At 52.1% G+C, this 16,972-nt stretch carries 15 protein-coding genes and 2 pseudogenes; 7 read left to right on the top strand and 10 right to left on the bottom strand.

From position 1 onward, the window contains the following. Positions 1-98: 98 nt before the first annotated feature. Complete coding sequence (locus PsB1_RS10965) at positions 99-407, bottom strand: hypothetical protein (protein ID WP_284361470.1); 309 nt, start codon at positions 405-407, stop codon at positions 99-101. A gap of 270 nt (positions 408-677) precedes the next feature. Between PsB1_RS10965 and PsB1_RS10960 the strand changes: the two genes are divergently transcribed. The 4 genes from PsB1_RS10960 (at position 678) to PsB1_RS10945 (ending at position 3,154) form a co-directional block, all read left to right on the top strand. Then, positions 678-1,052 carry a helix-turn-helix transcriptional regulator gene (locus tag PsB1_RS10960; protein ID WP_284361466.1) on the top strand — a complete coding sequence of 125 codons (375 nt, stop codon included), beginning with the start codon at positions 678-680 and terminating at the stop codon, positions 1,050-1,052. Between the two features lie 153 nt (positions 1,053-1,205). Continuing rightward, positions 1,206-2,444, top strand: a complete 1,239-nt coding sequence (locus PsB1_RS10955; protein ID WP_284361464.1) for an ATP-binding protein — start codon at positions 1,206-1,208, stop codon at positions 2,442-2,444. A gap of 313 nt (positions 2,445-2,757) precedes the next feature. Next, positions 2,758-2,961: a helix-turn-helix transcriptional regulator gene (locus PsB1_RS10950; protein ID WP_284361461.1), complete on the top strand. Its 204-nt coding sequence runs from the start codon at positions 2,758-2,760 to the stop codon at positions 2,959-2,961. Beyond that, a complete protein-coding gene (locus PsB1_RS10945; protein ID WP_284361460.1) occupies positions 2,933-3,154 on the top strand; it encodes a hypothetical protein in 222 nt (73 codons plus the stop codon). Before PsB1_RS10950 ends, PsB1_RS10945 begins: the two co-directional genes overlap by 29 nt. A gap of 114 nt (positions 3,155-3,268) precedes the next feature. Here the strand turns inward: PsB1_RS10945 and PsB1_RS10940 are convergent, their stop codons facing one another. The 9 genes from PsB1_RS10940 to PsB1_RS10900 all read right to left on the bottom strand — a co-directional run bounded on the left by PsB1_RS10940 (position 3,269) and on the right by PsB1_RS10900 (position 14,376). Then, positions 3,269-3,565 (bottom strand): HigA family addiction module antitoxin, encoded by a 297-nt coding sequence (locus PsB1_RS10940; RefSeq protein WP_284361457.1) that lies wholly within the window; start codon positions 3,563-3,565, stop codon positions 3,269-3,271. Beyond that, positions 3,565-3,852 carry a type II toxin-antitoxin system RelE/ParE family toxin gene (locus tag PsB1_RS10935; protein ID WP_284361453.1) on the bottom strand — a complete coding sequence of 96 codons (288 nt, stop codon included), beginning with the start codon at positions 3,850-3,852 and terminating at the stop codon, positions 3,565-3,567. The genes PsB1_RS10940 and PsB1_RS10935 overlap by 1 nt, the downstream gene beginning before the upstream one ends. A 41-nt stretch (positions 3,853-3,893) precedes the next feature. Then, on the bottom strand, positions 3,894-5,204 hold the full coding sequence (locus PsB1_RS10930) for a tyrosine-type recombinase/integrase (RefSeq protein ID WP_284361449.1): 1,311 nt from the start codon (positions 5,202-5,204) through the stop codon (positions 3,894-3,896). A 466-nt stretch (positions 5,205-5,670) separates the two neighbouring features. After that, complete coding sequence (locus PsB1_RS10925; RefSeq protein WP_284361448.1) at positions 5,671-6,516, bottom strand: alpha/beta hydrolase; 846 nt, start codon at positions 6,514-6,516, stop codon at positions 5,671-5,673. 573 nt (positions 6,517-7,089) lie between these two features. Continuing rightward, a complete protein-coding gene (locus PsB1_RS10920) occupies positions 7,090-7,716 on the bottom strand; it encodes a DUF1013 domain-containing protein (RefSeq protein ID WP_284361445.1) in 627 nt (208 codons plus the stop codon). A gap of 164 nt (positions 7,717-7,880) precedes the next feature. Further along, entirely contained in the window at positions 7,881-10,223 is a 2,343-nt protein-coding gene (locus tag PsB1_RS10915; protein WP_284361441.1) for a S8 family peptidase, read from the bottom strand. 62 nt (positions 10,224-10,285) lie between these two features. After that, complete coding sequence (gene recQ / locus PsB1_RS10910; protein WP_284361439.1) at positions 10,286-12,139, bottom strand: DNA helicase RecQ; 1,854 nt, start codon at positions 12,137-12,139, stop codon at positions 10,286-10,288. A 48-nt stretch (positions 12,140-12,187) separates the two neighbouring features. Beyond that, positions 12,188-13,366 carry a vWA domain-containing protein gene (locus tag PsB1_RS10905; RefSeq protein WP_284361435.1) on the bottom strand — a complete coding sequence of 393 codons (1,179 nt, stop codon included), beginning with the start codon at positions 13,364-13,366 and terminating at the stop codon, positions 12,188-12,190. A gap of 161 nt (positions 13,367-13,527) precedes the next feature. Continuing rightward, positions 13,528-14,376, bottom strand: coding sequence for an AAA family ATPase (locus tag PsB1_RS10900; protein WP_284361432.1), 849 nt, complete (start codon positions 14,374-14,376; stop codon positions 13,528-13,530). A gap of 518 nt (positions 14,377-14,894) precedes the next feature. Here PsB1_RS10900 and PsB1_RS12010 point away from each other — a divergent pair. From PsB1_RS12010 to PsB1_RS12000, 3 genes and pseudogenes are all read left to right on the top strand, one after another. Next, a pseudogene (locus PsB1_RS12010) lies at positions 14,895-15,473 on the top strand (circularly permuted type 2 ATP-grasp protein). Continuing rightward, positions 15,403-16,080 (top strand): annotated as a pseudogene (locus PsB1_RS12005) (circularly permuted type 2 ATP-grasp protein). The pseudogenes PsB1_RS12010 and PsB1_RS12005 overlap by 71 nt, the downstream one beginning before the upstream one ends. A 115-nt stretch (positions 16,081-16,195) precedes the next feature. Beyond that, a complete protein-coding gene (locus PsB1_RS12000) occupies positions 16,196-16,792 on the top strand; it encodes a transglutaminase-like domain-containing protein (RefSeq protein ID WP_284361429.1) in 597 nt (198 codons plus the stop codon). Positions 16,793-16,972 lie beyond the last annotated feature (180 nt).

Raw genomic sequence — 16,972 nt, 5'->3', positions numbered from 1 at the left:
GAGTAGCGCGAAAGCGGACTAACCAGACTCAAGTAGCGAGATTTGACCAACCTTCGACTGATTAATGACCAAGATTCCTTGAAAATGGCTCTCTTGGCCTACCCTTCGTTCCAAAGTTGATCATCAGAATGAATGGCAGCGATTGTTGCGTCCGCGCGCGCTTGAGTATCGATCCCTAGGCCCAACCCCATGTTTTCGCTTTCCGCCCAAATGAGGTGTTTCGCAGCGATATCGTCGCCCTCACCGCGCCTTATCATTGCCGCAACCGTTAACAAATAGCCGTCGTATTCATCCGCAGCGGCGCTATTTTCCCATGTCCCTGCAAGACTCGCTAGGCCAATGGGGTCCCAGAAACGCCAGCCAATATCGCGCAGTCTAGAAAGACGTATCTTAGGTCGCTTGCTCATGATCAATCACTAAGCTTTGCGTGTTTCGAAGTCTATATTTGCTTGCTATGAGTTGCGGACTTCGGGTTGTCTCGCATTCGGTGGACTGTGCCGCAGAAGACTAACGAATTGCTGGTTGTTATTGATCACATCCCAAAGCAGACCATCCCCTTTCGGCCAACATCAGTCATTTAAGCGCGTTCTTTGGAGCGACTTTGGCTCGCCGCCCGCCGGTCTCAAAAGCTGGCCTAAAACTTGCTCATCTCCTCTCGCTAAGTGCGGACGTGTCTAATGGGAAGACGGCTCAGAGCAGATGTGGATCAGCGCCAGCTTGGTTTGTTTGGCGAGAGTTTGGCGCTCGGCCAGAAGCCAAAGGCGGTGACGGCGTTGCCCGTTGCGGCTGCCCAGCTTTCCAAATCTGATGTCTCGCCGAAGCATCCGCCTGCACCGGTCAAAGTAGAACCGCCGCCGCGCAAGAGCCTCGGGACCCTTCCCCCTGAAGTCGTGCGGCCAGTCGAAGCCGCGTCGCTATTGTCGGTCTCACTCAGCCTTTTGAAGAAATGGCGGATGCTTGGAGATGGGCCACGATTTGTGCGATTAGGCGGCAGAGCCATTGGCTATAGAAGGACCGATCTGTCTGACTGGATTGCCGAAAGAATAACTTAGGTAGATCGATTGATTAAGACAGTGCCATTTCATGCGGGAATAGACGGGCTATGATTCCGGATTAGACGCACTTTCATTCCGTATTGGACGGTAGTATAGACTTGTCCCTACAAGAATCAGCGCACTCTAGCGACCGCCATGGACATCAAGCTTATGACAAGCCAACTTCTCTCTCGTCACGCTGCCAACCTGGTGGACCTCGCGCTTTCTGATACACGCGTTGTCGCACTCGTGGGGCCACGACAATCGGGCAAAACAACACTGGCTAAGGCGATAGCCAAACGCGAAGGTCTGGAGTTTCTGACCCTCGACGATAACCAAACCCGCGCATTTGCGAACTCAGACCCAACCGGCTTTATCCGTCGCCTAGATCGGGCCGTAATCGACGAAATTCAACGGGCTCCAGATTTAGTTTTGGCAATCAAACAAACGGTTGATGAAGATCAGCGCTTCGGCAGGTTTCTGATCACGGGATCGGCCGATCTATTTGGCTCAAGCGTTACGCCTGACTCATTGGCTGGCCGAGTCGAGACCATTGAACTGTTGCCGTTGTCGCAGAGCGAGCTTGCCCAATCAGGACCATCTCAGTTTCTGGATAACGCCTTTGAAGGACTCATCACGCGTCAAACTCCAAAGCTTGCTACTAGCAATCTAGCCGAGATTGTCCTTGCAGGAGGTTATCCAGAGGCGCTTGCTCGCGCCAATGCCAAGCGTCGTTCAGACTGGCTCTTGTCGTATGCTCAATCACTTGCTTTGCGGGATGTGGGCGAGTTGGCGCTTATCACGAAGCCCGATCAGATGTTGGCACTGGTCAACAATCTGGCAGTGCGAGCAAGCCAATTGCTAAACCTTTCAGCATTGGGGAGTACTATAGGGGTAGACGCAAAATCTATCGAAAGATGGCTTGGCCTATTGGAGCGCCTTTTCCTGATAACTCGAGTTCCAGCATGGCATTCTAATGCCCTGAAGCGGCTTGTGCGCGCGCCCAAGGTACAATTCTTCGATTCTGGTTTGGTTGCAGCGTTGCAAAATTTTGATCATGCTAAACTTGAACGCGACAGACAGCTCTTTGGCCCATTGTTGGAGACCTTCGTCTTTGGTGAATTGCGCAAAGCTGCGAGCTTAACTGCCCGCCACACCTCTATCAGTCATTATCGGGACAAGGACCAAGTGGAAGTGGACTTTGTATTAGAGCGGTCTCCAGGCCATCTGATTGGGATTGAAGTCAAAGCGAGCGCAACAATCAGACCTGCAGACATCAGAGGTCTGACAAAACTACGCGATACAGCTCAGAACCAATTTAAGCTTGGCATTGTTCTTCATGACGGTGATTACGTCCAAGAGGTAAGCGAACGTATTTTCACCGCACCCGTCAGCATTTTATGGTCCTAGCCAAGCTTTTTTGCAGTCAGACCGTCGAAATTTTACTTCTGACGCCTCCAATCTAGCCCGTTGCACCCCCGATTTCTTCTCTGAGGCGTATTGTGGCGATGGGGCATGGAGGGTCACAATTGGCTACGCCGGCGCGTGCTGGAACCCTTCGAAACAGTTCGATCCAACTGTGGATATCAGGTGGATAAGTCCCGTTTTTTTGGGCTTCCCGATTTTGGTGAACATGCTGGATTAGTGTGGTTTTTATGAGTTCTCTTGGTCTTGCGAGATCGCAGTTCCGCGATGCTTGTAGAGCCTGAAAGAGGATTTCCCCATGAACACCGACACACTACTTACCGTTGAAGATGCTGCCGCCCATTTGAAGATTTCCAAGCACACCTTGAACCGCTGGCGCGTTACTGGTGAAGGCCCTCCCTTCATCAAATATGGCCCTCGCTTAGTCCGTTATCTCGTCTCCGCGCTTGATGCATGGGCACTGGATCGCTTGTATGCCAACACCAGCCAATATGGGCGGTAAGCTCTTGCATTGCCAAATTTCGCAAAATGCCAAAGCGTTTGGGCGCGTCAAGGTAACCTTCTTGAAGGGGGCTCTGCCCCCCTTGACCCGGCCATCACGCTCTGGCGCATCTTCAGGTGTCGGGACGCGGGGCGCGTCCCGTCATCACGTCTCGACCTTGCCTCTGGCAGGTCGAACACGGGGCTTGGACTAAATGAATTTTGGATTTCTGCCCTATCGGTGATATTTTATCTTGCCGAAAAGGCGGTTTGGGACAATTGCTGCTTGCCAAGACAGTAGATCAAGAACTCAACTTACCTCTGCGCGATTACGCGGCCAGTGGATTGACTTTAATGCCATCCTGATTGGCACGAGCCTGGGCTAACTCATAGCGAAGCTGCATCTTGAGCAACGTCTGAGCACGCGTGCCAAATACCTTTTCAAAACGGATAGCCATTTCTGCTGACAATCCCGCTTTCCCGGTCAAGAGATTGGTTAGTGCTTGACGCGTCACGCCGAGATGACTGGCTGCATCGGTCACTGACAAACCGTGGGCCTCAATGATATCGCTACGGAGCCACGAACCGGGATGCATGGCAAAACTATCGTGCAACTTAATTGCCATTAGTGATAATCCTCCAAATCCAAGTCCTCAATTATGAGGCTTTCGCTTACTTGAAAAGTCATACGCCAGTTCCGGCTGACAGTCAGCGACCAAACTCCTGCGCGATCTCCACCCAATTGATGCGCTCCGTAATTTGGAGGCACATATAGGTCATTGGCTTGATCAATTGCATCAAGCCAGACCAGCATTCTGCGCAACCTCTCGACGAGGTTGCCTGGCAGCCCTTTGGACTTGCCGGTTTCCAAAAAGGCCAAGAGTGCTTTGTGACGAACGCTCCCTATCTCCATTTCGCATACTCCGCAGACCATAGAATGTCAAGCGACACTTGTCAATTGTCACGTTGATCTGCGCGTGGCGTGACTATACGGGCTGCGACCAGGTCGGCGACACCGCGCTGGGGCAGATCGCCAATATGGGCATAGCGCTCAGTTGAAACACTCTTTCGATGCCCTAGAGATTTGCCAACAACATATAGAGACGCGCCAGCCTCAACAGCAAAGGTTGCAAAGCTGTGGCGTAAATCGTGAAGTCGGACATCGGGCAGACCGATGATTGCGCGAACCTTTTCCCAAGCGCGATTAACGCCAACGAGCGGCTTATCAACCCGTTCTGACATGAAGACCCAAGCCCCACGTCCCGGTGTACGCTTTTCAATAATCAAACGCGCGGGATCAGATAAAGCGATGATACGTGATCGATTGAGTCCACCCATTTTGGTCCGGACAGGAGGTAGTACCAATCTGGATCGGCCGAGATCTACCTCCGACCATTGCAGTTCCACGATTTCGTTTCGGCGAGCGCCAGTCAACATGATGAGGCGGATGATGTCCGCCATGTCTCGCGTTAAGAGCCATGCTGCTTCTGCGTCATCTAGCGCTGCCCAAACTCGTCGCGCCTCATCTTCTGTAAGCGGACGATCACGCTCAGCATCGCGATACTTTTGAACGTGCTTGGCTGGGTTATCTCTAAGAATCTCTCGCCAGATGGCCCAATTAAGCATGGCCGATAAACATCGCATGGCCCGCGCAGCCACACCCGGACCGCCTGTGACGATTGCCCTTCCCTGTTTCTTGGTCTTGATGTCAGCGGACGTTTCCCCTGCCGCGACTTTCGCTTGAAAGGCTGCCAGATCTGACGGCCTCAAATGAGCGGCGACCCTGTCTCCCAGCAAAGGCTGGATGTGGCGAAGATAGCAGCTGCGATCAACGCCCCATGACGATTCCCGCTTCAAAGGCTTATCTTGGGGGCCCTCTCGCAAATAGAGATCAAACAGCTCTGAGATCGTTGTTGGCTGGAGAGCTTTTGGTTCAGCAATACTCGGTGAAGGAGTATCCGAATTAGCCGCTTGGCCGAGTATGGAACTTGGATCCTCACCTCGATTGAGTGCGGTAATCAACTCTAGCGCTTTGTCGCGTGCCATCTCAGGCGTCCAAGGTGCCCCATGCTCACCGATCGTGACCCAACGCTGCACCCCGTTCGCACGAGCCTTTAGGCAATAGGTCTTTCGACCACCGGGCCAGACCCGCAAAAAGAAACCCCGAACACTGGCGTCCCAGATCCTGAATTCACCGTCACTTGTTGGTGCTGCGCTATCGACCAATCGCTTGGTCAACCGAGCCTTCAATGGGGTAGTCGACATCTGGCTTGCCCTTCAATTCATAGCGGTGTCTGCTCCAAACACATGACCACAACAGAGGTGAGAATGCGTGAGTTCGTCGCAAATTTTGTGCCGCGCCAGCTACCACTCAGCTACCAACTTAAAAATGATCCCTGACAAGCAATCACAAGCGCTGGTGAAAAGTGCGCTTAAGTCTCTGTAAAATCAAGTTAGTCTTTAAAAGCTATGACAAGTAAAAATCAACCATAGATCTATGCGTTCAAACTTGCCAAGGTGGATGTCGTGAGTTCGATCCTCATCGCCCGCTCCATTTTTCTTTCATCCACAAATACTTATTTTGCAGCGCAAGAAGGCGCTTTCTGTTAAAGGCGGCGCGTCGGGCCGGACGAATTGTCTGCAGCCTTAGATCCAATATTGAAGACCAGCGATAAGGCCTCTCAAACCGAGCTTACGTAAGCGGCCAAACTAACCAAAGCCCAACCGAACTTCACGGTGTTCGCATGAAAGCTTGAAGCGCTTCACGGCCTTTCTCACTACTCAAAGCACCGCCATGGCCCACGGGGACGACCTGGAGGGTTACAGACGCGCCTTTCGATGTGAGTTGTTCAGCGAATTGCTTCATACGTATGGGACGAATGACTGTATCTTTCGCGCCAGACAGCAGCAAAATAGGGACGTTAGACGCGCGAGCATAGCCAAAATAATCAAACTGTTGCAATGCTTTATCCATCCGTATTCTAATGAACGGACGGGCAATGCTTGGTACAAAATCGCTACCGATAGCTTGATAATCGGCAGCACTGCCTTCAATAATCAAGCCTGAAAAGCCCCCAGATCGCGCCATTGAGGCTGCCACACTGCCGCCGAAGGACAAACCATAGGCATATAAAGGGCCGTCCTCAATGAAACCATTGTTACGTAACCGATCGATAAATGCCGGACCGAATTTGACCATTGCTTCGATTGAAGCGGGTACCGTGGTACCACCACGACCTGGATAGTCGTAAAGAATGATGTCAGCCCCGGTCAGTTCTGCAAAGCTTTTAGCCATTTTGCTGGAACTTTCCGAATCTACAAAGCCACCATTCCCTGCGCTATATATGAGGGTAGCCTGACTTTTTGGGTTATCCAATTTAACAACGCGAACCTTGCCGAGCTGATCCAAATCCATCAATTGGCTAGTAGCAGAATAACCTTGTGGAACCTGCAGCACCACAGCTGGTGGAACCAGTAGTCGATCCGGAAAAAAAGTAGCCTGAGTGATCGTCATGGTGCAGCCGCTTAAAGCTGTAAGCAAAGCGCAAGTCGTCAAAAATCTTAACAACAAAGTCATATCAGCCTCCGACATTTTAGAGCGGAAACATAACTGTTATTTCTCAGATGAACACAGACTGAATTACAAAGATCAGCAATGCGCTTCGCGCCGCAGGGTGCAGTCCGGCGGGACTGCGCCATCCCGGAGCGATTAGCATTTCAAGGCCATATTTGAGTTTTAGCGCGCAAGCTGAGGTGTCAAGAGACGGCTTCAAGGCAAGCGTGGCGCGCCCTTGAACCACTCTAAGTCGTTTTCGGCTCAATCAAAACCGAATCTCTTTTGGGGCATCACAGGTTGCGTGGAAGATGCATATGATCCTTTATGCACCGCCATGGTCAAATCACTTAAGCTCTTAGAAGCTATTCCCAAAGGATCGAGCCGCCTAGCATTCGCCTAAATCTCATATTGAAACGCCCGGAACCAAGCCCCCTTGAGAACGCAGTTTCCCGTCGGATGGCGCGGGGTCGAAATTTCGATTCTTGCTCAATCCATAATCAAAAAAGGGATCTTCTCTGATCCCTTTCCTCGGCATAAAGGCTCTTCTCCGGGGTCTTGGGGCGGCCAAATTGGCCTCAACAAGCGCTAAACATCTCAATATTTGCTATCATCCCCATAAATGCTAGAGGTGGCCGCTGGTAGCAGGCTTGGGCCTTCTTCTGGGTCGATATTACCTGCCTCTGCAGCCGCCTTTGTGCGGCGTGAAGAGGAAGATTTCACCAAGGCATCCAATTCAATTTGGGTACAAAGACCGATGGTGACCGGGTCTACTGGCTTGATCTGGGCGCTGTTCCAGTGGCTGCGGTTGCGCACGCTATCAATGGTCGATTTGGTGGTGCCGATCAGCTTGCCCATTTGAGCGTCGGTGATTTCAGGGTGGTTACGCAAAAACCACGCGATAGCATCAGGGCGATCTTGCCGACGCGACACAGGTGTGTAGCGGCCGCTGCGCTTTTTTACCGGGGGCAGATCAAGCTTACGGCCTTCCACTTGTTTGATTTTATAGCTGGGATCGGCTTCACCTCGGGCAATTTCTTCGCGCGATAATTGCGAATTAGCAATGGGGTCCAGACCGCGAACGCCAGCTGCAACGTCGCCATCTGCGATCCCTTTGACTTCTAAAGGATGCAAGCCACAAAAGGCTGCGATCTGGTCAAATGTCAGGCCGGTATTATCAATCAACCACACTGCAGTGGCTTTGGGCATCAAGATCTCATACATGATTTTTGGCCTCCATATACAAAATCGCCCGGCGCGACGGCCGGGCAAGGGGTCGCGGGCAGGTTTCACAACACTGCCCTATCCTTTTTGACATAGCGGTGTGTGTGCCAATTTGGAAGCCCGTGGACTGTTTCTAATCAATGGCCCCTGACTTCATTCAGGGATTAAAACCGGGCCGAACCCCGCAGCTGAAGGATCGTTTGATCGGGTACTTTTGCTAGGTGGTCAGGCTGATGCACCTGGGTTAAATCAACGCTCAGCCATGTACTGTCCGCTTGATTGGTGGCAAGAAGCCAGTCGCGGCCTAAAGAAAAGCGGAGTTCACGCCCACTTGGGGTCACATCAATCTTGCGGCGCGACCAAGTTTGGGGCTGATCCCATGATTTGTAAGGATCGGCTAACAAAAGGTAGAGACTGCCGGATTCAATCCGCATTGGCTGCTCCAACGACGCCCGCCACCGGCCATCACCTTGATTATGGCTTAGTACCAGTGAAGCAGCGCTTGCATAGAGGTTTTGACCCTGGGCGAACATTGCATTGGGCGAGAGACGCGATAGGGTGGAGCCTTGCACGCGCGCCGAGATAAAGGTGTCTGCATTCAAGGATAAGTCAAACTGCAGGCCAATAAATCGGCTATAGCTTTGTGGGACATCTGGGCGCAGCATCAAACCGCTATCCCCCCAGCGCGTCCCCCAAAAGCTGCCCAGCTCGGTCATTTTACCCAGCTCCAGGACACTTGTGAGGTGTTGGCGTGCATGGGCCAATTGCACAAAGGAGGCACTTTGATGGATGGCTGCAAAGCCACGCTCTCGTAGTTGATCGCCTTGGGTGCTAAAAGCATGCAGGCTTGTCCTCCCCACTTTCATGACCAGCCCCTGATAAGTGTGAAATTGGCCAAGGCTTAAGAGGCCAAAGCGCGTACCCCCCCCAGCTGGATCCCCTGCCAGCCCATAAGGCTCAAAGCTTGTTTGGTTGTCAGATTGGACCAAGGATAATGCTAAAGAGCCACCAAACGGCATGGATAGCAGGGGATAAAAGCCACCGATCGAGCCTGACCCTGCTAAGAAACGGCCATCTTTTACACCCCAAGCTGCACTATCGGCCACACGGGTGAGCAGACTGATCATACCCTCACCAAGCGATGCAGTTTTCTTGGGCTGCGTGTCATAATGGTTGGCACCAAAGCCCAGCACAGGATTGGGGGCCAATCGATAGCCTAAAGCGACGTTAAAGGGCCTTTGATATTCGTCCAAAACTGCTATGGACAGGCCGTCGCGGACGAAAGCATCGCCAAAAGCACGCCCAGCCACCCCATCAAACTGATCGATCCGAACACTCTGGCCAGTCGAGGAGCTGCTGGTTGTGGCCCCGAGCGGGGAAAACGCCCGCTCCATATCAACGATGCCACGCCCGTAGACCTCATCAACCCCCGGTGTGCCAAGGTCCCGCGCGCTACGATACAATATATCGACAGCTTGCTTTCCGCTCAAATTTGGGAAGGCCTGCAGCAATAAGGCCAAGGATCCACTGATATGGGGGGCGGAAAATGAAGTGCCAGAGACTTGCCAGCACGAAGCCATAGTACAATCTGTGATTACTTCAGTACCAGGGGCCACCAAATAATGATTCTTCGCCACGCCCGCTTTGGCGCTAAAGCTGGATAAGGCTTCGGCTTTATCACTAGATCCAGCGGCGATGATTAAGCCCTGAAAACGAGGGTCAATAGCCAGCTGAGCTGGAAATTCTGGGTTAATGGTTGTATCATTGCCAGCCGAAGCCACGATAATGATCCCCGCTTGGGTGGCACGCAACAAAGACGATTGCAGGATAGAACTTGTCCCGTCTGCACTACCTAGGGATAGATTAATCACTCGAACACCATCTCCGATCGCCGCATCAATCCCGCGCGCAATGGAGATTTCCGGCAATTTACACCCCTTGCCTTCGCCAGTTTCTTCGCAGGTGCCCTCCCGATCAGCCCGATAGCTCACAATGGTCGATTTAAAGGCGACCCCCACCGTACCGGTCCCATTAAACTCATGCGCGATAATGCCAGCTACCCTTGTGCCATGGCGCTCCTCTGCGCCGATGGTTTGACTGGGTCGGCCAATTTCCATATCGCGCGACAATGGCGAAATATTGTTTTTTAAGTCGGGTTGATTGAGGTCAATCCCGGTATCGACTACACCAACCCGAATGCCTACCCCTGTAGCCCCGCGCTCCCATGCCTTGATGGCTTTAATACCTGCTAACCCCCAGCTACGCTTATATTCACCAGAGGTTTCAGCTGGGTAATCAACTCCCGCTACATATGATGGCGGCGGAGGTGGCGCTGGCGGCGGAGGGGGTGGAGGGGGTGGAGGGGGTGGAGGAGGTGGAGGAGGTGGAGAGGGTGGAATAGGTGGTGACGAAGGAATAGAGCTAACCCCGCCTCCACCACCGGCACAGGCGGTCAAAATCAGGGAATGGGCGAGGAAAAGGATTAAACATAAAGCGCGCCATGTCATGATTGATCTTCCAAATTCAATTTCATACCAAGCGACACCCCGCTCTTGTAAGTGATAATTGATTATTCGTCCTTTAGTAAATCCAAAATCATCTGACCATAACGGCGCGCTTTGGCTTCGCCTATGCCAGCAATACCCATCAAAGCAGTCATGGTGCTTGGTCGCGTCTTGGCAAGCTGTCGCAAAACTTGATCGTGAAACACAACATAAGGTGCTACTCCTGCACTACGGGCCGTGTTTAAGCGCCACAGGCGCAGACTCGCGAAAACGGCTTGGCTGGCCTCATCCAAATCCTCTTGCAGCTTGAATTGACTGGTTGCACGTTTGCTGTCGCGGGTTTGAGTCAGATCGTCACGTATGAAAAGGCTAGCTTGCCCTTTAAGAATGGCGCGGCTTTTGTCGGGACAGCCAATCGACAAGATTGGAAAGCCGTTCTGTTCGGTTTCGGTCAAAACGCCATCGAGCAGTAATTGATCGATCATGCGCCGCCACGCGGTCTTTTGTAGCCCTTTGCCAATCCCAAAGGTAGACCGTTGCGCAAACCGCTGTTCCAAAGCGCTTTCTGGCTCGGTTCCTGTTAAATGCGCAATGATTTTGCTACGACCAAAGCTTTCCTCACAGCGGATCACGGCAGAAATCGCCATTTTCGCCCATGAACTTGCATCAAGTTTGGTGGTTTGCTGGGTGCACACATCGCACTGCCCACAGGCCGCTACATCGACCTCACCAAAATAGCGCCGCACCCCTACACGCCGACATACCAAACCATCGAGGTAACCGTATAATTGGCTGAGCTTTGAGCGTTGAATCTGTTTTACCGCATTGGGCACGGTTGCGGCTTCGATCCGGTCTGCCATAAAGCGGCGATCAGAATAGCCATAACAGACGATCCCCTCAGCGGGTAGGCCATCGCGCCCGGCGCGGCCGACTTCCTGCCAATAGGCTTCAATGCTTTTAGGCGGATCCGCATGGATCACATAGCGCACATCGGGCTTATCAATGCCCATGCCAAAAGCGATGGTAGCCACAATGACCACGCCGTCTTCTTCTTGGAACCTTGCCAGATGCGCGCTTTTTTGTTCGGGTGGCATTTGGGCATGGTACGCGAGGGCATGCACACCCTTCTCGCGCAGGCTGGCTGCCAATTCTTCGGTTTCTTTGCGTGCGGTTACATAGATAATGCCACTTAAGCCTTGGCGTGCTTGTACTAAATGGTGAATTTCGGCGCGGGACCGGCCATCTTTTCTGCGCGTGGACAAGATCAGATTGGGGCGGTCAAAGCTTGCAACAAATTCTGGCGCGTGGGTAAGGTGTAGTTGCTGACGTATATCCTTGCGCGTTCGTACGTCGGCTGTCGCTGTGACGGCCAAAAGTGGTACGTTGGGAAATATGCCGCGCAACTCCCCCAAGCGGCGATAATCGGGGCGAAAGTCATGGCCCCATTGGCTTACACAATGGGCCTCATCAATGGCAATTAAAGAAATTGCATGTCGGCGAAGCCGCTCTAGGAGTGCGCCGGAGGCAAGCCCCTCTGGCGAGACATAAATCAGATCAAGTTTGCCCGCATCAATCGTGCAAAATGCGCTTTGTTTTTCTTCCCAACCAAGACTTGAATCTAAGCGCGCCGCGTTTACGCCCACAGTCCGCAAAGCCTCAACCTGATCGGTCATTAAGGCAATCAAAGGGGACACCACAATGCCAAGGCCCGGTCGTAACAAAGCGGGAATTTGATAACAGATGCTCTTGCCACCCCCGGTCGGCAAAACAGCCAAAGCGTCGCCGCCGCCCAGCACGTGGGCCACAACATCGCCCTGCAAGCCGCGAAAAACACTATGACCGAACACGCGCTGCAAAGTGGCCTGCGCATCTGCCAAACGCAATTCGGGTGGAGGAAGGACTTCTGCCAGCATGCCCATGTCATGGTGCGCTTTGGCTGGCGAGGCTAGAGCCCGAAATGAAATGGCTTACCGCCCTAATTCCCGCATGGCCCGATCAAGACCCTGTAACGTCATCGGGAACATGCGCTCTCTGCCAATGATGTCGCGGATCAAACTTACCGAAGGTGTGTGGTCCCAATGGCGTTCTGGGATGGGGTTGATCCAAATCAGATGGGGATAGATGTCGCTGACCCGTTTGAGCCAAGCGGCCCCGGGCTCTTCATTCCAATGCTCGACACTGCCGCCGGGATAGGTGATTTCATAAGGGCTCATCGTCGCGTCGCCAACGAACACGACTTTATAATCGGCGGGAAATTTATGGAGCACATCCCAAGTCGCGAGCTTTTCGGCGGCGCGGCGGCGATTATCTTTCCATACTTCTTCATAGAGGCAATTATGGAAGTAAAAATATTCCATATGCTTGAATTCAGTACGCGCGGCTGAAAACAATTCTTCGCAGACCTTGATATGGGCATCCATAGAGCCGCCAATGTCAAAGAAGATCAGAACCTTGACCGTATTGCGCCGCTCTGGCCGCATCACCACATCGAGGTAGCCTTTCTTGGCAGTGGTATCGATGGTGCCTTTTAAATCCAGCTCTGAAGGGGCGCCGTCGCGCGCCCAGCGGCGCAAACGTCGAAGGGCGACTTTGATGTTGCGTGTGCCCAGTTCAACCTGATCGTCAAGGTTTTTATATTCGCGCTTATCCCAAACTTTGACGGCGCGGCCATGCCGGCCTTCTTTTTGACCGATCCGAATGCCTTCAGGATTATAGCCATTGGCCCCAAAGGGTGAGGTGCCGCCGGTGCCGATCCATTTATTGCCACCCTCATGACGCTCTTTTTGCTCTTCAAGGCGCTTTTGCAGCGTCTCCATCAATTTTTCCCACCCGCCCAAGCTCTCAATCTGCGCCTTTTCTTCTTCGGTGAGGTATTTTTCAGAGAGCGCGCGCAGCCAATCTTCTGGAATGGCGGCATTTAAGGTGTCGGCGGTTTTTTCTAGTCCTTTAAAGACATGGCCAAAAACCCGGTCAAACTTATCGAGATTACGCTCGTCCTTCACCAAAGCCGAGCGGGACAAATAGTAAAAGTCCGTGATGTCGCTATCAATCACCTCACGGTCCATGGCTTCCAGCAGCATGAGATATTCTTTCAGGCTGATCGGCACCTTGGCGTCGCGAAGTTCGGAAAAAAAGCGCTGAAACATCGGGTCTGTCCTGAAGCATTTTGTAAGTTTGGACAGACTTTAAAGCAGGCAGCGCCTTTGTCGAGTGGGACGCCCCTATGGCTTAGGCGAGCGCTGTGCCAGACAGCAGTATCTTAAGTCCAACATCTGTTTTCTTGCAGCTTAGGGAGCTCCTAGCTGCCCTAAGTGCGCGCCTCACGCCGCGCCAAAAAGGCCAAGCGTTCAAACAGGGCCACATCCTGCTCATTCTTCAATAAAGCGCCATGCAAGGGCGGGATCAACTTGTTTGGATCCTTTTGTTTGATCGCATCAAGGTCAATATCGTCGGTCACCAAAAGCTTGAGCCAATCGAGCAATTCCGAAGTTGACGGCTTTTTCTTAAGGCCTGGCACTTTACGCATGTCATAGAAGCTGGCGAGTGCTGTTGCGATCAAGCGCTTTTTGATGCCGGGAAAATGAACATCCACAATGGCTTGCATCGTGTCTTCATCGGGGAATTTGATATAATGGAAGAAGCAGCGGCGCAAAAAGGCGTCGGGCAATTCTTTTTCATTATTGGACGTGATGATCACAATCGGGCGATTAATTGCTTTAATCGTTTCCCCGGTTTCATAGACATGAAACTCCATGCGATCCAATTCTTGGAGAAGGTCATTGGGAAATTCAATGTCGGCTTTATCGATCTCGTCGATCAAAAGGACGCAGCGCCCTTGGTGTTCGAAGGCTTCCCACATCTTGCCTTTTTTGATGTAGTTTTTCACATCTTTGACCCGCTCATCGCCCAATTGGCTATCGCGCAGGCGGGTGACGGCATCATATTCATAGAGGCCCTGCACAGCTTTGGTCGTCGATTTGATGTGCCATTCCAACAGAGGCAGGCCCAAGGCTTTGGCAACTTCAATGGCCAGAACAGTTTTGCCGGTTCCAGGCTCACCCTTGATCAAAAGCGGGCGCTCTAATTTAATGGCGGCATTGACCGCAATTTTCAAATCATCTGTCGCGACATAATTCTTAGAGCCTTCAAACCGCATTCCTGGCACTCCTGATTTTCATGCTTTATGTTCTGATCCGAGGCTAACAGGCAATAAGGGATGGGGGCAAGGGAGATTTGCCCATGTTTGACCAGTACGGGTGCCTTATTATGAGGCATGTCTGCGCTTGCAGCATCCTTGGTGCTTGACACAGAACATCTCCCCACGAAGAGTAGGACGTGACTAGGGGAAACACGACGGCGCGCGTATTTCATCCTGCGAGCGATATCGTTCAGCTGCCGCGCCGGGGCAAAAAGATGTTTTAAAACCTATCAACTGGGTGCGGCCAATGATGAAATGTTTGATCACAGGGGTGAGGTCCGACCCGGTTGGTCTGGGCTTAATAACCGATTAAGCCACACGACACTGCAAACCCTTCGTGACCTGCAAGCCAATTTCGACCGCACCTTTATGGCCCAAGGGGTAACTTTCATGGTGTACGGTCATGCAGATGAAACTGAAAAATTATCCCAACCGATATTCTTCCCCGCATCATTCCAGCCGCTGAATGGGACAAGTTGGAGCGCGGCTTTAAGCAGAGACTTGAAGCAATCAATTTATTCTTGGCCGACATTTATGGCGAACGAACCATTATCAATAATGGCTATATTCCGCGCGACCTAATCCTTGGTTCATCCAATTATCGTCGTGAAAAGCTGGGCGTTGAAGTGCCCCATGGTGCCTATGTTAATATGTGAGGGACCGATGTGATCCGCCGTGAAGACGGCAATTATGTGGTTTTGGAAGACAATCTGCGGGTGCCTTCTGGGGTATCTTATATGTTGTCGTACCGCGATGCGGTGAAGCGTGCCTTTCCAAACCACTATCGGGCAGCGCGGGTGCGCATGGTAGAGTCTTTTCCCGACGATCACCTTTCGATGTTAAAAAGCTTGGCAAGCGAGTATCAGCCCGATCCGATCGTGGTAGTTCTAACGCCTGGCGTCTTTAACACTGCCTATTTTGAGCACGCGTTGTTAGCGCAGCTCATGGGTACGCCTTTGGTAGAAAGGCGCGATTTAGCGGTGTATGACAATGTCGTTATATGCCTCCACTTTGGGCTTAAAGCGTGTGGATGTGATTTATCGGCGTGTCGATGATGCCTTTGTTGATTCATTGGCGTTTCGCCCTGATTCAACCCTTGGCGTTGCGGGCCTGATGAATGCCTATCGGGCCGGCAATGTCGTGATCGCCAATGCACCAGGCGCTGGGGTCGCTGACGATAAAGCGGTTTATGCCTATACGCCCCAAATCATCTAACATTATCTCGATCAGGATCCGATCATTGATGGAGTAGAGACTTACTGGTGACGCAAATCCATTCATTTATCCCATGTTTTGGCGCAATTAGATCAATTGGTTGTCAAGGCGGTGGGCGAAAGTGGCGGTAATGGCATGTTGATCGGACCACACGCCACCAAAGCGCAGATTTCAGAATTTGCTGACAAGATCAAATCCGATCCTGAAAATTATATCGCTCAGCCCACCATTTCATTATCCACGGCACCGACCTTTATCAATGGCGCGGTAGAGGCCCGCCATGTGGATTTACGTCCATTTATCCTATGTGGTGTGCGTATGACACTGACGCCGGGTGTCCTTATCCGCGTGGCATTGGGGCGTGGGTCCCTGTTGGTTAATTCCAGTCAAGGGGGGGATCGAAAGATACTTGGCTTCTCTCTGGCCCTGGCGATGGGCGGGCTTTGATATCATCACAGAGCCACGAGCAAAATTAAAAACGTATCGCGATTGGCTAGGCAATATTGTCTATCATTTTGACGTCCCCGCCAAACATAACGAACTAATTATACGCTCGCGCGCCATGGTCGAAACCTATGCAAGACCTGAGTTTTTGCCCGACCACGTCGATCCGGGTGCTTGGGCGCATTTACGCTCTGTCGAAGTGCGCAGCCGTTATAATGACATGATGTGCCCTTCAACCTTTGTGGAAGGGACAGGCCATCTACTGACCTTCATGGCTGAGCGCGACTTAGTGGTCTTGCCACCAGACCCTTTGACAGGTCCTCGGGTATTGAACCATGAGATTTATGGTGCGTTTGACTATGGACCAGGCTTTACAGCGGCTGACAGCCCGATTGATGCGGCGTTACAACACCGAAAAGGCGTGTGTCAGGATTTTGCCCACATTATGCTGGCGGTCGCGCGCCACTGGGGCATACCGTCGCGCTATGTATCGGGCAATTTAGCGCGCACCCAAAGTAAACCCAGTTCCGCTCTGTTCCAGATGCATCCCACGCCTGGGTTGAATGCTATTTGCCTGAACAAGGCTGGGTCGGTTTTGATCCAACCAACGCTATGTTGGCTGGCGATCGCCATGTTATGGTGGCCTATGGCCTTGACTATGCGGATGTTCCCCCAACCCGGGGTGTCCTTAAGGGTGATGCTGAAAGTTTGCTAGAAGTCGATGTACATGTAAACCAAGGCAAGCGTTTATGCTTAGATGGTGAATTTTTCAAAGTGGTTCGTACGCCACGTGGACGAACTGATCCCTTTAACAATTTGGCAAACCCTACACGGACACAAAGATTTGAAATTCAATACCAAATGGAGCAGCAACAACAATAAAACTATGAATCAG

It is taken from the genome of Candidatus Phycosocius spiralis, from assembly GCF_030158815.1.
GTDB classification, from domain to species: domain Bacteria; phylum Pseudomonadota; class Alphaproteobacteria; order Caulobacterales; family Aquidulcibacteraceae; genus Aquidulcibacter; species Aquidulcibacter spiralis.
This window is presented reverse-complemented; position numbering and strand designations above follow the sequence as displayed.

Excerpts from the sequence above, each read along its gene's own strand:
- PsB1_RS10960 (WP_284361466.1), top strand. The coding sequence starts at position 678 with ATGGGAAGACGGCTCAGAGCAGATGTGGATCAGCGCCAGCTTGGTTTG.
- PsB1_RS10935 (WP_284361453.1), bottom strand. The coding sequence starts at position 3,852 with ATGGAGATAGGGAGCGTTCGTCACAAAGCACTCTTGGCCTTTTTGGAA.
- PsB1_RS10945 (WP_284361460.1), top strand. The coding sequence starts at position 2,933 with ATGCCAACACCAGCCAATATGGGCGGTAAGCTCTTGCATTGCCAAATT.
- PsB1_RS10950 (WP_284361461.1), top strand. The coding sequence starts at position 2,758 with ATGAACACCGACACACTACTTACCGTTGAAGATGCTGCCGCCCATTTG.
- PsB1_RS10920 (WP_284361445.1), bottom strand. The coding sequence starts at position 7,716 with ATGTATGAGATCTTGATGCCCAAAGCCACTGCAGTGTGGTTGATTGAT.
- recQ (WP_284361439.1), bottom strand. The coding sequence starts at position 12,139 with ATGGGCATGCTGGCAGAAGTCCTTCCTCCACCCGAATTGCGTTTGGCA.
- PsB1_RS10930 (WP_284361449.1), bottom strand. The coding sequence starts at position 5,204 with ATGTCGACTACCCCATTGAAGGCTCGGTTGACCAAGCGATTGGTCGAT.
- PsB1_RS10900 (WP_284361432.1), bottom strand. The coding sequence starts at position 14,376 with ATGCGGTTTGAAGGCTCTAAGAATTATGTCGCGACAGATGATTTGAAA.
- PsB1_RS10965 (WP_284361470.1), bottom strand. The coding sequence starts at position 407 with ATGAGCAAGCGACCTAAGATACGTCTTTCTAGACTGCGCGATATTGGC.
- PsB1_RS10925 (WP_284361448.1), bottom strand. The coding sequence starts at position 6,516 with ATGACTTTGTTGTTAAGATTTTTGACGACTTGCGCTTTGCTTACAGCT.
- PsB1_RS10915 (WP_284361441.1), bottom strand. The coding sequence starts at position 10,223 with ATGACATGGCGCGCTTTATGTTTAATCCTTTTCCTCGCCCATTCCCTG.
- PsB1_RS10955 (WP_284361464.1), top strand. The coding sequence starts at position 1,206 with ATGACAAGCCAACTTCTCTCTCGTCACGCTGCCAACCTGGTGGACCTC.
- PsB1_RS10905 (WP_284361435.1), bottom strand. The coding sequence starts at position 13,366 with ATGTTTCAGCGCTTTTTTTCCGAACTTCGCGACGCCAAGGTGCCGATC.
- PsB1_RS10940 (WP_284361457.1), bottom strand. The coding sequence starts at position 3,565 with ATGGCAATTAAGTTGCACGATAGTTTTGCCATGCATCCCGGTTCGTGG.
- PsB1_RS12000 (WP_284361429.1), top strand. The coding sequence starts at position 16,196 with ATGGTCGAAACCTATGCAAGACCTGAGTTTTTGCCCGACCACGTCGAT.